This is a genomic window from Ruegeria discodermiae (assembly GCF_030758345.1).
Classification (GTDB): domain Bacteria; phylum Pseudomonadota; class Alphaproteobacteria; order Rhodobacterales; family Rhodobacteraceae; genus Ruegeria_C.
In genome coordinates this window covers 1,011,249-1,025,064 of record NZ_JAVAMO010000001.1, presented here as the reverse complement: position 1 = coordinate 1,025,064, position 13,816 = coordinate 1,011,249, and the positions used below count along the sequence as shown (strand labels likewise).

The 13,816-nt window shown below is 61.9% G+C and carries 15 protein-coding genes; 6 read left to right on the top strand and 9 right to left on the bottom strand.

All coding sequences use genetic code 11. The features are described from left to right. Positions 1-170: 170 nt before the first annotated feature. The 4 genes from Q5Y75_RS05100 to Q5Y75_RS05085 form a co-directional block, all read right to left on the bottom strand. Positions 171-851 (bottom strand): orotate phosphoribosyltransferase, encoded by a 681-nt coding sequence (locus Q5Y75_RS05100; protein ID WP_306194952.1) that lies wholly within the window; start codon positions 849-851, stop codon positions 171-173. A 70-nt stretch (positions 852-921) separates the two neighbouring features. Next, positions 922-1,962 carry a dihydroorotase gene (pyrC, locus tag Q5Y75_RS05095; protein WP_306194950.1) on the bottom strand — a complete coding sequence of 347 codons (1,041 nt, stop codon included), beginning with the start codon at positions 1,960-1,962 and terminating at the stop codon, positions 922-924. A 52-nt stretch (positions 1,963-2,014) separates the two neighbouring features. Continuing rightward, positions 2,015-2,977, bottom strand: a complete 963-nt coding sequence (locus tag Q5Y75_RS05090) for a phosphoadenosine phosphosulfate reductase (RefSeq protein ID WP_306194948.1) — start codon at positions 2,975-2,977, stop codon at positions 2,015-2,017. 88 nt (positions 2,978-3,065) lie between these two features. After that, complete coding sequence (locus tag Q5Y75_RS05085; protein WP_306194947.1) at positions 3,066-4,145, bottom strand: glycosyltransferase family 2 protein; 1,080 nt, start codon at positions 4,143-4,145, stop codon at positions 3,066-3,068. 182 nt (positions 4,146-4,327) lie between these two features. On the opposite strand from Q5Y75_RS05085, the gene Q5Y75_RS05080 reads away from it, so the two are divergent. The 3 genes from Q5Y75_RS05080 to Q5Y75_RS05070 are packed head-to-tail and all read left to right on the top strand — an operon-like array spanning position 4,328 to position 7,035. Further along, a complete protein-coding gene (locus Q5Y75_RS05080; protein ID WP_306194945.1) occupies positions 4,328-5,236 on the top strand; it encodes an AAA family ATPase in 909 nt (302 codons plus the stop codon). A gap of 4 nt (positions 5,237-5,240) precedes the next feature. Next, a complete protein-coding gene (locus tag Q5Y75_RS05075; protein WP_306194943.1) occupies positions 5,241-5,786 on the top strand; it encodes a P-loop nucleotide/nucleoside kinase family protein in 546 nt (181 codons plus the stop codon). Then, positions 5,779-7,035 (top strand): vWA domain-containing protein, encoded by a 1,257-nt coding sequence (locus tag Q5Y75_RS05070; RefSeq protein WP_306194941.1) that lies wholly within the window; start codon positions 5,779-5,781, stop codon positions 7,033-7,035. The genes Q5Y75_RS05075 and Q5Y75_RS05070 overlap by 8 nt, the downstream gene beginning before the upstream one ends. 33 nt (positions 7,036-7,068) lie before the next feature. Here Q5Y75_RS05070 and Q5Y75_RS05065 read toward each other — a convergent pair whose 3' ends face one another. Further along, positions 7,069-7,569, bottom strand: a complete 501-nt coding sequence (locus tag Q5Y75_RS05065) for a hypothetical protein (protein ID WP_306194939.1) — start codon at positions 7,567-7,569, stop codon at positions 7,069-7,071. A gap of 228 nt (positions 7,570-7,797) precedes the next feature. Here Q5Y75_RS05065 and Q5Y75_RS05060 point away from each other — a divergent pair, with 228 nt between their 5' ends. Both Q5Y75_RS05060 and Q5Y75_RS05055 read left to right on the top strand, forming a co-directional pair. Next, positions 7,798-8,766, top strand: coding sequence for an XdhC family protein (locus tag Q5Y75_RS05060; RefSeq protein WP_306194937.1), 969 nt, complete (start codon positions 7,798-7,800; stop codon positions 8,764-8,766). Further along, positions 8,763-9,767: a molybdopterin-binding protein gene (locus tag Q5Y75_RS05055; RefSeq protein ID WP_306194936.1), complete on the top strand. Its 1,005-nt coding sequence runs from the start codon at positions 8,763-8,765 to the stop codon at positions 9,765-9,767. Before Q5Y75_RS05060 ends, Q5Y75_RS05055 begins: the two co-directional genes overlap by 4 nt. 4 nt (positions 9,768-9,771) lie before the next feature. Here the strand turns inward: Q5Y75_RS05055 and Q5Y75_RS05050 are convergent, their stop codons facing one another. The 4 genes from Q5Y75_RS05050 to infC form a co-directional block, all read right to left on the bottom strand. Further along, positions 9,772-9,972 carry a hypothetical protein gene (locus Q5Y75_RS05050; RefSeq protein ID WP_306194934.1) on the bottom strand — a complete coding sequence of 67 codons (201 nt, stop codon included), beginning with the start codon at positions 9,970-9,972 and terminating at the stop codon, positions 9,772-9,774. 76 nt (positions 9,973-10,048) lie between these two features. Next, positions 10,049-10,696, bottom strand: coding sequence for a hypothetical protein (locus Q5Y75_RS05045; protein ID WP_306194932.1), 648 nt, complete (start codon positions 10,694-10,696; stop codon positions 10,049-10,051). Between the two features lie 15 nt (positions 10,697-10,711). Further along, entirely contained in the window at positions 10,712-12,112 is a 1,401-nt protein-coding gene (locus tag Q5Y75_RS05040; RefSeq protein WP_306194930.1) for a selenium-binding protein SBP56-related protein, read from the bottom strand. A 223-nt stretch (positions 12,113-12,335) separates the two neighbouring features. Next, positions 12,336-12,797 carry a translation initiation factor IF-3 gene (gene infC, locus Q5Y75_RS05035; RefSeq protein ID WP_306195702.1) on the bottom strand — a complete coding sequence of 154 codons (462 nt, stop codon included), beginning with the start codon at positions 12,795-12,797 and terminating at the stop codon, positions 12,336-12,338. A 341-nt stretch (positions 12,798-13,138) separates the two neighbouring features. On the opposite strand from infC, the gene Q5Y75_RS05030 reads away from it, so the two are divergent. Next, positions 13,139-13,756 carry a hypothetical protein gene (locus Q5Y75_RS05030; RefSeq protein WP_306194928.1) on the top strand — a complete coding sequence of 206 codons (618 nt, stop codon included), beginning with the start codon at positions 13,139-13,141 and terminating at the stop codon, positions 13,754-13,756. Positions 13,757-13,816: the final 60 nt, after the last annotated feature.

The window sequence follows — 13,816 nt, the reverse complement described above, 5'->3', positions numbered from 1 at the left end:
TGGATAACGGTTGGACAACCTGCGCCGCGCAGTCTGGATAACTTTGCTCTATGGCCTGCTCTCAGGTGGCCAACCATACATCATGCGGCGCTTTAAAGGAAGGCCGCAATATGTCGTGGGTCGCAAACGATTCGAGATCGGGTTGTCCCCAAAGCGCTCACAGGGAAGTCTCAGTCTTTTTTGTGGGCCTCTTGCCAGCCGCGCGGGTCGTTGAGGAAGGCTTCAACCCCCTCCAGCGTCTCGGCGTCAAACGTGCCTTGGGCCTTGGCTTCGGCCAGCACATCCCACCAGGTGCACAAATGATGCAGCGCAACCCCGTGATCGCCCAGCGTCTTTTCGGTTTCCGGGAAGATGCCGTAATAGAAAATTACCGCCGTATGCCCGCAGGTGGCACCGGTCTCGCGGATGGCATCCACAAAGCTCAGCTTCGATCCGCCATCTGTGGTCAGGTCCTCGACCAGCAGAACGCGCTCACCCTCGCTCATCGCGCCTTCGATTCGCGCGTTGCGGCCGTAGCCTTTGGGTTTTTTCCTGACATAGGTCATCGGCAGCGCCATGCGCTCGGCCACCAGCGCGGCGAAGGGGATACCGGCGGTCTCGCCGCCTGCGATATTGTCGAAGGCCTCAAGCCCTGCATTGCGCATTACCGTGACGGACAGGAAATCCATCAGGGTGGACCGGATGCGCGGGTAAGAGATCAGCTTGCGGCAGTCGATATAGGTCGGGCTGGGCAATCCGCTGGCCAGCGTGAAGGGCTCGCGCGCGTTGAAATGCACGGCCTTGATTTCCAGCAACATGCGCGCGGTGAGGCGGGCGATCTCTTCGGCGGGCGGGTAGGAGGTAGGGATCATCATCGGGTCCTTTCGGGGAACAAGAAAATTCGAATTTTCTTGGCCAAATTTCTTGCAAGAAATTTGCGGCTCAGGTGGTGACGTGCCAATGCACCTCGAAGCCGGGGTCGAACACGGTGACCGGGCCGTCGCCGGTGTCGATCTTGTCGGGATAACGCACAACTTCGCCTTTGGTCAGGGTCAGGCTGTCCTGGTTGACCGGCAGGCCGTAAAAGCCGGGGCCGTTTCGCGAGGCAAACCCCTCCAGCTTGTCCAGCGCGCCTTCTTGTTCGAAGACATGGGCCAGCAGCGACATGGTGTTGGTGGCGGTGAAGCAGCCCGCGCAGCCGCAGGCGCTTTCCTTGAGGGGGTCGGTATGGGGCGCGCTGTCGGTGCCCAGAAAGAACCGAGGGTCTCCGCTGGTGGCAGCGGCGCGCAAAGCCAGGCGATGTTCCTCGCGCTTGGCGACGGGCAGGCAGTAGTAATGCGGCTTGATGCCCCCCACCAGGATATGGTTGCGGTTGATGATCAGGTGATGGGTGGTGATGGTCGCACCCAGGTCCTGCGCATTGGCCTTAACGTAGTCTACAGCGTTGGAGGTGGTGATATGTTCCATCACCACCCGCAGACCCGGCGTGTCGCGGCGGATCGGGTCAAGCACCCGGTCGATGAACACGGCCTCGCGGTCGAAAATGTCGATCTCAGCGTCGGTGACCTCGCCATGCACGCAGAGCGGCAGGCCGATCTCTGCCATCCGCTCCAGCACGCCGCGCACCTTGTCGAAATCCCGCACGCCACTCGCGGAATTGGTGGTGGCCCCCGCCGGGTAGAGCTTGACCGCCTTGATCAAGCCGCTGGCATGGGCGGCGGCCACATCCTCGCGGTCGGTATCTTCGGTCAGGTAGAGCGTCATCAGCGGCTCGAACACCATGCCATCGGGCAGGGCGGCGAGGATGCGATCGCGATAGGCGGCGGCATCGGTCCCGGTCACCACCGGAGGCACCAGGTTCGGCATGATGATGGCGCGGGCGAAATGGCGGGCGGTTTCGGGCAGGACGGCCTGCAACATCGCGCCGTCGCGCAGGTGCAGATGCCAGTCGTCGGGGCGGCGGATCGTAAGGCTTTGGCTCATGCGCCTCGGCTAGCACAGGAGCCCGGGACGGGAAAGCCCCTGCGGCGCTTGTTCAGGTGGGCACGTCCGGCGGCGGCCTGAAGGCCCCCTCCGCCGCAAGCTGTTGCAGCTGTTCCAGGCGGCGTTGCAACCGGCGTATGGGCAATCGGGCGATTGCATTGCGGCATAACAGCGTCTCAAGATAGGGGCGTTCGTGATGTTCCAGATGGTTTCGGAGCATCAGAAGATAATGCGAAGACGCGCGGCGCGCCCGTAACATGCGGTAGAATTCCCCCTCTGTCAGCATGTCTTCTGCGGCCAGCGTGAGCAGGCGGGGCAGCAGCCTCATCTCGATCAGACGGGCCTGCAATTCACTGCCCATATGACGCATGCGCAACCGCGTCACATTGGGCCGCGCAAAGAGCGTGGCATGCATCGTATCCAGTCGCTGGCCGGGATCGTAGAGAACAAAAGCCCGATCGGCGGCGTCCAGCATGTCGGGCGCATAACCGAACCGGTCATCAAAGGCGGTGCGGCGCATCTCGGTGAAGCGGTCGTCCCATTCCGTCATCCGCGGGTCCAGCGTCGCTTGCGGTTGAAGCGCGATGACCGAGGCACCGGGGGCGGCGACCGAAAACGCCGCCGCCGCATAGCCGCACGACCCCGCACCATAGAAGACAACCTTGTCATAGCCCTCGAATATCCCGTCATCGATCAACCGGTCGAAAAAGGCATAAACCTCGTCGTCGCGAAACCAGGTGTCCCCGTTGGAGATGAGGCAGAGATGCGACCAGGATTTCTTGCGCACCATCTCGAAGCCCAAGGGTTGCTGGCTGTCCGAGAGCGTCCGAATACCCTGTATCGTCTCGAAGCTCACCAGCAGGGTCGGGCCACGGTTTACTAAGGTTGCAAAATGTCGCTGGCCCAGCTCATACGCCTCGCCTTCGGTCCGGACCTGATCCAGCAATCGCGCCTTCCATACGCGGGGGCGCAGGTTGACCAGCGGCTGGTCAAGGGCGCTTTCGATGTCCTTCATATGCCGATCCTCAGAGATCCGATCGCTTGGCGGACCGGTTGGGTAACCTTATGCATAAAAGGGGAATGCGGCCAAAAATAGGTTGAACTCAGGTCTCTTTCTGGCTCGTCCCGGCTGTGGCACGCTTTGATTTCATGATCCCGATACTGGCGAAAGAGGCCAGCGTCTCGGCCGAGGTGGCAGATACCGGGCGCGAGGGGGGCGTCATCAGCAGGCGCGAAAACAGCGCGCGATAGGGGTCCAGCTCCATCAATTCACGGAACCGCTCATGGCGCCAGGTCACGGCGTTGTCATGCAGTTGGGCAAGCTCGGCATCCTCCATCATTTCGGCGCGCAGCGGATCGGTGCGGTCGCTGAGGCGCGAGATGCTGTCATCGGTATCGGTGTTGAGGTTCCGCTCCACCCAGTAGTCCATGCCCAGCATGTCATCGGAATGCACCGCGCGACCGCGATCGGCCTTGAGCACATAGCTCTCCATCGCGCCCAGCGGATAATGGTTCAATTGCACCAGTCCGTAATTGTCGCGCCCGTAATCGGAAAAGACTCGCTTTTTCTGCTGCCGCAGATCGATCTCGCGGCCTGACCCGTCGAACCAGCGGGCTTTGGCCTCTTTCTCGGGATGTGGTGAGCGGGGCCTGTGCACGCCTAGTTTCCGGTAGGCGCCATTGTTGCGGTAGAGCGTCTTGAACATTGCCGCGCGCCAGGGCCAGTGCATGATCACCGGGGCGCAGCGGGTGAACCGGCGGGGCACCGGGGCATCGGTGTAACGTGTGACCTCGCCATTGCCGAAAAGCCGCCAGGTTAGCGTGATGGCCGTGGCCTCGGGCAGGGCGGCGGTCAGGTCCTGAACGGTGCCGTCACCGGCATGGATGTTGACGAACTCGTCCACATCCAGCGGCAAAATCCAGTCCGCTTTTCTGACCAAACGATGCTTTGACGCCGCCTTGAGCGCGGTGAACTGGATGCCGCCTTTGTCATAGGGGCCGTCATTGCGCAGATGGGTCAGGTGGCCCATCTCCTCCAGCCGGTCGAGGATTGCGTCGGTGCCATCCTGACAATCGTTTGAAAAAACAAGGAAATCGGTGAACCCGGCGGCCCTGTGATGGGCCAGCCAGTCCAGTAGAAAGGCACCTTCGTTGCGAACCGTCAGCACAGCCAGATATCGCATGCAATCTCCCCGATCCCGTAACCGGGATGCTTTGCATCTTGCCCGCGCGAGTCATGGCATCTTGCCCTCAACCCGTCAATCACCCGGACCGGGGTTGGTGTGATGCGACTAAGGTCGCACGGCTCTTTGCTTGACGCCAGCGCCGTGCCATGACCTGCTGCACCGGCAAAGAGGGAGGTGACATGCAGCGACCAGACAGCATCGACGCGGTTCAATCCGCGCTGACCGGGCAGGGTTATGTCTGCGGCCGCGCGCTGGCCACGGTTGTGTTCCTCGCTCTCAAACTGGGCCGCCCGCTGTTTCTTGAGGGCGAGGCGGGCGTGGGCAAGACCGAGATTGCCAAGGCGCTCTCCGCCGCGCTGGGCCGTCGCCTGATCCGGCTGCAATGTTACGAGGGCCTCGATGCCTCCAGCGCGGTCTATGAGTGGAACTTTCCCGCCCAGATGGTGGCCATCCGTACCGCCGAGGCAGCGGGTGGTGCGGATCGTACGGCACTGCAATCCGAGCTTTTCAGCGACGACTATCTGATCGAACGCCCGCTGCTGCAGGCCATGCGCCCTGACGAAAACGGCGCGCCGGTGCTGCTGATCGACGAGTTGGACCGTACCGATGAACCGTTCGAGGCTTTCCTGCTGGAGGCGTTGAGCGATTTTCAGGTGACGATCCCCGAACTTGGCACGATCAAGGCCGCCGAACCGCCCATCGTTATCCTGACCTCAAACCGCACGCGCGAGGTGCATGATGCGCTGAAACGCCGCTGCCTCTATCACTGGGTCGACTACCCGGATTTCACCCGCGAGGTCGAAATCCTGCACGCCCGCGCCCCCGAGGTCGCTGAAGCGCTCAGCCGCGAGGTTGTGGCCTTTGTCCAGCAATTGCGCACCGAGGACCTGTTCAAGAAACCCGGCGTGGCCGAGACCATCGACTGGGCAAAATGCCTGCTGGCGTTGGATGTGATCGACCTCAGCCCCGAGGTGATCGCCGACACGCTGGGCGCGGTGCTGAAATACCAGGACGACATCCAGCGGCTCGAAGGCTCCGAGGCCAAACGCCTGCTGGATCAGGCCAGGGCGTCGCTGGAGCCTGCGTGACCAGATGCCGGTCGCTCCCGTGGTTCATATCGGCGGCTGGCCCGGTGCGGGCAAAATGACGATTGGACGCATCGTTGCCGAGGCTTTGGGCGGTCGTTTGATCCACAATCATCTCATGCTTGACGCAGCGCGGGCAATCTACGCGCGTAACACAAGCGAGAGTATTGCAATGCGGGAAGAGGTCAGAGGTCTCATCCTCGCCCATGCGCGTCGCCTGCCGGACGACGTGCCAATCATTCTGACGGATGCGTTGGCGGACGAACCAGAGGCAAAGACCTTGTTCCAGCCGACGCTGGATCTTGCCCGAGATCGCAAAGCGCCGTTGCGGACCTTTGTGCTGGACCTGACTTTTGAGGAGAACCAGCGTCGCCTTTCCGATCCATCGCGCACGGGAAGCGCCAAGCTTACAGATACCAATGTGCTGAGAACCCTGCGCGATCAAGAAAAGCTGTTTCTTCCGGAGGGGGCAATTGTACTCGACGTGACGGATATGACCGCCCAAACCGCAGCGGATCACATCTGTGCGCATCTGGAGCATCCGCGTGCCTGAATACGCCAAACTCGACCTTCCGGAAAATCCGCGTCTGGCAGCGAATATCATCCATTTCGCCCGCGCGTTGCGCAAGGCCGGGTTGCCGATCGGGACGGGCCGGGTGGTGGATGCGATCCAGGCGGTCGAAGCGGCGGGGTTCACCGCCCGGCGCGACTTTTACTGGACGTTGCATGCCTGTTTCGTGAACCGTCCCGAACACCGGGCGGTCTTCGCTCAGGTCTTTCGCCTTTATTGGCGCGACCCGCGTTACCTTGAACATATGATGGCGATGATGCTGCCCGCGATCCGTGGCGTGCAGGAGGATCGCACGGCGCAGGCCGCCGAAAAACGCGCCGCTGAAGCTCTGCTGGATGGGGCGCAGCGCGACCTGCCCGAGATCGAAGACCAGGAAGAGGGCACCGAGATCGAAGTCGATGCCTCGATGACCATGTCCTCCGAAGAACGTCTGCGTAGCCTGGATTTCGAGCAGATGAGCACCGAGGAAGTGGCCCGTGCCAAGCGGATGCTGGCGCGGCTGGAATTGCCGGTGAAGCCGATCCCCTCACGGCGCGGGCAGGCCAGTCATCTGGGCCACCGCCTCGACCGGACCCGCACGCTTAGGCAGGCAATGCGGCAGGGTGGTGAGCTGCGCGATATCGCGACGCTGCAGCCGCGCCCGCGCTGGACCAATCTGGTGGTGCTGTGCGACATCTCGGGCTCGATGAGCCAATACAGCCGCATCATCTTGCATTTCCTGCATGCGGTCGCCAATGCCAAGGGCGCGGGTTGGGCCAAGGTGCACGCCTTCACCTTTGGCACGCGGCTGACCAATATCACCCGCCACCTGCATCAACGCGACGTGGATGCCGCGCTTGCTGCTGCGGGGGGCGAAGCGCAGGATTGGGAAGGTGGCACGCGGATCGGCCACTGCCTGCATCAGTTCAACCGCGACTGGTCGCGGCGGGTGATGGGGCAGGGCGCGGTGGTGCTGCTGATTACCGACGGGCTGGACCGGGACGACCCCGACCAATTAGCCAAGGAAATGGAGCGTTTGCACCTCTCGGCGCGTCGCCTGATCTGGCTGAACCCGCTGCTGCGCTGGCAGGGCTTCGCGCCCAAGGCGCGTGGCATCGCCGCGATGCTGCCTCATGTGGACAGCTTTCGCGCGGGCCATTCCATCGCCTCGCTCGAAGATCTGGCCGAGGTGATCTCGCGTCCCGATGATGTTGGGGAAAAAGCGCGGCTGCTGGCCGCCGCGCGGGGGTAGGGCGGCTCGCTTGCGGCCGCCCTGGTCAGCATATCACTGGATTTGTTTCTGGTTACACTCGCGCGCCATCTCCAACGCTTTGTAGGTGCCCGCCAGATTGACCTCGAAGGCGTATTCCTTCTCGGGGAAGACGGTCATCGTATATTGCTTGGCGATGTCCTCGAAAAAAGCGGGATCATCGGACAGGACATAGCCGCCCGAATAGCCCTTGGTGATGTTACCCCGCATGCCGGTGGCGTCGCCGATAAAAATGTCTTCTCCGATCAGGATCGCCACGGCCTGGGTTTCGTCCTTCTTGATATCGGTCTTGGCCTTGGTGAAGACCCCGACATAGCCGACGCCGCGATCGGTGGTCAGGCCCATCTGCACGACGTTTTCAGATTCGTCCACGGCTTCGACGAAACAGGATTGCTTGGTCGCATCCAAATAGACATTCCAGCCTTCGGTGGTGCCATAAGCCTCGAACTCATCGGCCTGCGCCGCGCCGGCCATCAGGGCAAGCAGCCCCGCGAAACCCAGTTTTGCATATGTCATGATCTATCCTTGTCTTGGTGAATAATAAGGGAGTTTCCGGGCCGCCGATGACACCTCGCCGACCCGTCGCGCGTTGGCGGCAGGTTAGGCCGCACCTGCTGCGTCTGCAAGTCAAGGTTGAGCATTTTCGGACAGTTTGCGCGGCGGCAAAAAATCCTCGCTCCGAGTGCTGAAACACAGCAGACACCGCTTCGGGTCTGGGCCATACTCACCGCCGGGAGGTACCGCATGCAACGTTTTGATAACAGCCCGGAAACCGCGCTCGACTGGTATCGCGAGGGCGGCAGCGCCGCGCTGGCAACGGTGGTCGAAACCTGGGGCAGCGCGCCGCGCCGGGTGGGGGCGCAACTGGTGATCGGCGGCGATGGCCGGATCGAAGGCTCGGTCTCGGGCGGTTGCGTCGAGGGCGCGGTGATTGTCGAGGCGCTGGAGGCCATTGAAGAGGGCGCGTCGCGGATGCTGGAATTTGGCGTCAGCGACGAGGATGCCTTTGCCGTGGGTCTCGCCTGTGGCGGCACCATCCGCATTCTGGTGGAACCGATCGGCGCGGTGTTGTCCGAGGTGATGCTGGCCGAGCTGGTTGCCTTGCGCGCCGCGCGCATTCCCGTTGCCTATGAGGTCAATATCGACACGGGCCGCCGCGCGCTTCGGCGCAGGCGCCATGCGGATCGGATGCGCCTGGATCGCTCGGGCTTCGAAGAGGATGGCAAGACCTTTGTCGCTGTGCACAATCCGCCGCTGCGGCTGGTGGTGGTAGGCGCGGTGCATATCGCGCAGGCGCTGGTGCCAATGGCACGGATCGCGGGCTATGATCCGGTGATCATCGACCCGCGCGAGGCTTTTGCCTCCTCCGAACGGTTCCCCGGCGAGACGATCCTGACCGACTGGCCGGATGAGGCGGTGGCCGAGATCGGCCTTGATACGCGCACGGCGCTGGTGCTGCTGACACATGACCCCAAGCTGGACGACCCTGCGCTGCAGGCGGCCCTGAGCGCAGATGTCTTCTATATCGGCGCCCTGGGCTCGACCCGCACCCACGCCAAACGCGTCGCGCGGATGCAGGAAACGGGGTTCTCCGAAGAACAGATCTCGCGCATTCACGGGCCAATCGGGCTTGATATTGGGGCCGCTGGCCCGTCCGAGATTGCGGTGGCGATATTGGCGGAAATGACCGCTGTGCTGAGGGGCAAGGCATGAGGTTCGGCCCGGTTCCGGTTGCTGACGCGGAGGGTGCCGTTCTGGCGCATTCGGTCAGTGCCGGTGGACGAAAGCTGCGCAAGGGGATCGTGCTGGGCGCGCAGGAGCTGTCCCTGCTGACCGAGAATGGCGTGGGCGAGGTCACCGTGGCCCGGCTGGAGCCGGGCGATGTTCACGAGGATACCGCCGCCAAGGTTTTGGCGGCTGCGCTGGTGCCCGATCCCGCCGCCGTCAATGTCACGCTGACAGCACCCTTTACCGGGCGGGTGAATATTCTGGCGGCGTCGCCCGGCATCGTCGATCTGGATGTGGCCGCGGTTGAGCGGTTCAATCAGGTCCATCCGATGATCACCGTGGCGACGGTGCCGCCCTATCAGCAGATGTCGCCGCGCGGCATGTTGGCGACGATCAAGGTGATCTCTTACGCGGTGCCCGAGATTGACGTGACCCGCGCGGCAGAGGCTGCCCGCGACGCGATCCGGCTGATTGCACCGGTACACGGCTCGGCCGGGCTGATCGTGAGTGAGATTCCCGGCGGGCCGTCCAACGACAAGGGCATCGCGGCCATTCGCGGCCGGGTCGAGGCGCTGGGTATGGACCTGAGCGATATCCGCATTGTGCCCCATCGCGAAGAGGCGCTGAGCGCCGCTTTGCAGGATGTGGCAGGTGATATGGTGATGATCCTGACCGGCTCGGCCACCTCGGACCCGCAGGATGTGGCCCCGGCGGCGCTGCGTCATGCGGGTGGCAGGGTGGATCGGTTCGGGATGCCGGTCGATCCCGGCAACCTGCTGTTTCTGGGCCAGCTTGGCCCGCGCCCGGTGATTGGCCTGCCGGGCTGCGCCCGCTCACCTGCGCTCAACGGTGCTGACTGGGTGCTGTCGCGGGTGGCTTGCGGGGTCACCACCACGGGTGCGGATATTGCCGCGATGGGGGTTGGGGGGCTGCTCAAAGAGATTCCCACGCGCCCGCAGCCACGCGCAGGGAAGAAACGCGGCTGAGCGTTCAGGCAGGCGCGCAGTCGCCACGCTGCCCGGCACAACCCGACCCGTTCAGGCCATAACGCATCGGTCTCAAGGACGGTTTCAGATCATTGACTTCGATCCGCTCCGGCGGATCGACCACGTAGCGATGGGGATCAGCCCTGTCGGATTTCACGAAGGGATAGGCCACAAGAATGAGAATGGTGAGGATTATAGCGCGCATGTCTGTCCCGAGTTTCCATGTCTTCGGGGATAGAACGCCTCAACGCGCACTTTCCGTCGCGCCAAATGTCGTTTTTTCAGATCGCGGTATAGAGCCCAAGCCCACCGACAAGGATCAGGCTCAGCGCCCAGAGAATCTCCAGATCGAACCAGCCCTTCGACAGGAACCGCAAGCCCAGCCAGCGATAGACGGCAAAGGCGATCGTTCCCCCGGCCAACAACATCGCGCCCGTATGCAAGAGGGCCACGCCAAGCGTCAGCCCAGCATTGCGCGCCATCAGTTCCGAGGCGGCCAGATGGCCGGTATCCAACTCATCGATCTTGCACAGTCCCAGATAAATCGGCACCAACATCAGCGCCGCCCCATGGGCCAGCGCGACCAGAAAGGACCACAGCGCCAGCCGCGAGGGCGGCACCCGCACCAGAAAGCGCGGATGTTTGCGGGTGATCAGGATCCAGCAACCCCACAGCACAACGACGCCGCCGGTGGCCAGCCGCAACTCGCGTTCATAAGCCACCAGCGCCGTCATCGCCGACAGCGGCAGCAGGATCGCCAGCATCGCTAGGAAATGCCCTAGCGCCAGCGCGCCAAGTGCGGAGAACAGCGCCCCCTGGCGGCGCTCCATCAGCGACGAGGATACCGCCAGCGGCCATCCCATGCCGGGATTGGCACCGTGATAAAGACCGCTCAGAACCACCGCCAGCCAAAGCGCGGCGGTGGTCATGTCAGGGTTCACCGATCAGGCCGAGGGATAGCAGAAACTGTCAGTGGAACAGTCGCCGCCCTCCAGCCGGATCTGATGCGAGCGGTAGCCTTCGGGGAAATCGACCCAGAAGTTCTCATCCAGCGTCAGGCCGCCAGTCTCGCCGACATTTGCCATCACCATCGCCGCGCCCTCGTCATCTGGATAGAACTGGTCATCCCAGGTCGAATAGAGCGAGTTGGTCCAGTAGACGCGCTTGCCATCGCGGCTGATCTCGACCATTTGCGGGCCATAGCCGAAGTCTTTCCCATTGGGATGCTTGGTCTTTTTGACGATGCCGCCAATCTCAACCTTGCCGGCCAGAACCGGGTTCATCGGGTCCGAGACGTCATATTGATGCATCTCTCCCAACCCCCAGCAGGCGACATAGAGATATTTGTCATCCAGGCTCAGGTCGATATCGGTGACCAATGGCGGCACCGCCGAGAAGCCCTTGAGCAGTTCGGGCAGGTCGTCGGGGTCGGCCGGGACCGGATCGATAGTGATGGTCTTCTTGGCCTCGAAGCTGCCATCCGCATTGCGCCACCAGGTGAAGATCGAGCCTTGCAGATTGGTGGTGTCTACCACCACACCGCAGAACCCGTATTCCTTGGACGGATCATGGGCGGGGCGGATTTCCAGCGCCATCTGGTGATTGGCGCCCAGATCGATGGTCTGGATATTCTTGCGCCCGCGCAGGTCCCAGAAATGGATCGAATGGCCGTATTTGTTCGACAGCAGATCTTCGGCCACCAGACCGTTTTCAAATTGCGGCGGCAGGCCCCATTCCGAGCTGACCATATAGTCGCGCGGCAGGTTCCACCAGAAATCGTAATGCTTGTCCTGCACGCCGCGATCCATCTCGTAACGGCCCAGAATCTCGAAGCTTTCGCAATCCATGATGAAGATGCCCGGCGGTCCATCGGTGCCGTCTTCGCCACCGCCACCCAGGGTCGAGACATAGATGCCTTCGGGACCGCAATGGATCGTGTGGGGGCGGGAATAACCGGTCTTGGCAAAGACCTCTTCGGGTTCGATGATCTTGTGAATCTTGGCCTTGAGCGGTTCTTTCACATCGATCACATAGATCCGCGAAGAACGGATACCCGGAATGATCAGATAGCGGCGCTCCAGAAAGGCGTGGCCCGACAGCGGCGACAGCGCCGAGGAACAGGCGTTCCATCCGAAATGATGAAACTCATCGCCGGTATTGGGCATGATGACCGAATGCACGATTTTGCCGTAAGTTGACGAGGTGGGGTCCACATCGACCACTGCCAGACCGTCGGGTTGCGACCCGTCCGGGCTGAGCATGAGGGTGAATGCCAATGTCTCGGCAGGTGCTTCCATGGCCAGCCGGGGGGATGGATGAAAGGTAGGATCCGGTCGTAAGTTCATGAATTCTCTCCCTAAGTTCTAATTCGCATGCTTTGCGCCGAACTGGCCCAGGTGCTGCGTACCCGTCCTCCAACGCAGATATGGTCGGTGCCGGGCTTCCCTTTGGTCAAGAAGAATAATGTTGGTACCGACTATGGTCGGTGGTTGGAACGCCTGTTCCCGCAAAGAAAAACGCCCCGCGCAAGGGCCGGGGCGTTTCGAATAAAACCGTTCAGCAGAGCTGTTATTTCTGCGGCAGGGGCCCGATCAGCATGATCATCTGACGGCCTTCCATCTTTGGAAAGTTTTCGACCTTGCCGATTTCCTTGGTGTCCTCGGCCACCCGTTCCAGCAATTCGCGGCCCAGGTTCTGGTGTGCCATCTCGCGGCCACGGAAGCGCAGGGTGACCTTCACCTTGTCGCCGTTTTCCAGAAACTTGAACACGTTGCGCATCTTGACGTCATAGTCATGCGTGTCGGTGTTGGGGCGGAACTTGACCTCTTTGATCTCGATGATCTTCTGCTTCTTGCGCGCTTCGCTCTCGCGCTTTTGCTGCTCATATTTGTACTTGCCGAAATCCATGATCTTGCAGACCGGCGGGTTCGCATTGGGAGAGATCTCAACCAGATCCAGACCGGCATCAACCGCCATGTCGATGGCGCGGGCAGGTGTCACGACACCGACATTCTCACCATCAGCGCCGATCAGGCGGATTTCGTTGGCACGGATCTTTTCGTTGACGCGCGGGCCAGTGTCTCGTTGCGGCGGCGCGTTGTGAGGTCTGCGAGCTATGGGTTCAATCCTTTGATAGTTTCAGCTGAAAGTGCCGGAAAAATAACGCTCTGTCACCAGTGATTCAAGCGGTTAGCGCCATATGCCGATGTGCTGCGTACATTTCAAGAGGCGATTACCTGCCGACGCAGCGCGGTCCGGCGCGATGATGTGGTATCATCGGGTTTTCCCCCTTGTGCCGGATGCTGAATCCGACCACTTGATCATCGGGCGCCCACCCCAGGGGCGTTATCGCGAAAACAGGAAAAACAGTAATGAAACCAATTGTTGTCTTGATAATTCTCGCAGGGCTCGCAGCGGGTGGCTATTTCTATTTCAACGCACAGTCCGAGGGTGCAGGCGAAGAGGCCGCCACGCCAGAGGCTGCGGCTGAAACCGCAACGGAGGAGGCCGAAACCGCCGCTGAAACCGCAGAAGAATCGGTTGAGCAAGCTGTCGAAAGCGTGGGCGATGCTGCGGAAGAGGCGGCTGAAACGGTCGAAGAGGCGGTTGAAGAGGCCGTCGATAGCACCACGGATGCGGCAAGTGATGCCGCTGACGCTGCCACCGATGCGGCAAGCGACGCGGCTGACGCGGCCACCGATGCGGCGAGCGATGCTGCTGATGCAGCAAGCGACGCGGCAAGTGACGCCGCCGATGCGGCAAGTGATGCTGCAAGCGATGCCGCAGATGCAGTGACTGACGCAGCAAGTGATGCAGCGACAGATGCAACCGAGGCGGCTACGGACGCGGCAAGCGATGCGGCTGACGCGGTAAGTGACGCGGCCTCGGACGCGGCAGATGCGGTCAACGATTCGGTCTCGGATGCGCTTGGCACGGCAAATGACGCTGCCACCGGCACAGCCGACGACACGACCACATCGGGCAACTGATACCCGAAAAACAAGAGAAGGGCCGCGTACCGGACGGGTACGCGGCCCTTCTTTTTGGTT

Bases quoted from the DNA above. Each gene is read 5' to 3' on its own strand.
- Q5Y75_RS05055 (WP_306194936.1), top strand. From the start codon at position 8,763: ATGAGGTTCGGCCCGGTTCCGGTTGCTGACGCGGAGGGTGCCGTTCTG.
- Q5Y75_RS05090 (WP_306194948.1), bottom strand. From the start codon at position 2,977: ATGAAGGACATCGAAAGCGCCCTTGACCAGCCGCTGGTCAACCTGCGC.
- Q5Y75_RS05075 (WP_306194943.1), top strand. From the start codon at position 5,241: ATGCCGGTCGCTCCCGTGGTTCATATCGGCGGCTGGCCCGGTGCGGGC.
- Q5Y75_RS05050 (WP_306194934.1), bottom strand. From the start codon at position 9,972: ATGCGCGCTATAATCCTCACCATTCTCATTCTTGTGGCCTATCCCTTC.
- Q5Y75_RS05100 (WP_306194952.1), bottom strand. From the start codon at position 851: ATGATCCCTACCTCCTACCCGCCCGCCGAAGAGATCGCCCGCCTCACC.
- Q5Y75_RS05085 (WP_306194947.1), bottom strand. From the start codon at position 4,145: ATGCGATATCTGGCTGTGCTGACGGTTCGCAACGAAGGTGCCTTTCTA.
- Q5Y75_RS05080 (WP_306194945.1), top strand. From the start codon at position 4,328: ATGCAGCGACCAGACAGCATCGACGCGGTTCAATCCGCGCTGACCGGG.
- Q5Y75_RS05060 (WP_306194937.1), top strand. From the start codon at position 7,798: ATGCAACGTTTTGATAACAGCCCGGAAACCGCGCTCGACTGGTATCGC.
- Q5Y75_RS05030 (WP_306194928.1), top strand. From the start codon at position 13,139: ATGAAACCAATTGTTGTCTTGATAATTCTCGCAGGGCTCGCAGCGGGT.
- Q5Y75_RS05045 (WP_306194932.1), bottom strand. From the start codon at position 10,696: ATGACCACCGCCGCGCTTTGGCTGGCGGTGGTTCTGAGCGGTCTTTAT.
- pyrC (WP_306194950.1), bottom strand. From the start codon at position 1,962: ATGAGCCAAAGCCTTACGATCCGCCGCCCCGACGACTGGCATCTGCAC.
- Q5Y75_RS05040 (WP_306194930.1), bottom strand. From the start codon at position 12,112: ATGAACTTACGACCGGATCCTACCTTTCATCCATCCCCCCGGCTGGCC.
- Q5Y75_RS05065 (WP_306194939.1), bottom strand. From the start codon at position 7,569: ATGACATATGCAAAACTGGGTTTCGCGGGGCTGCTTGCCCTGATGGCC.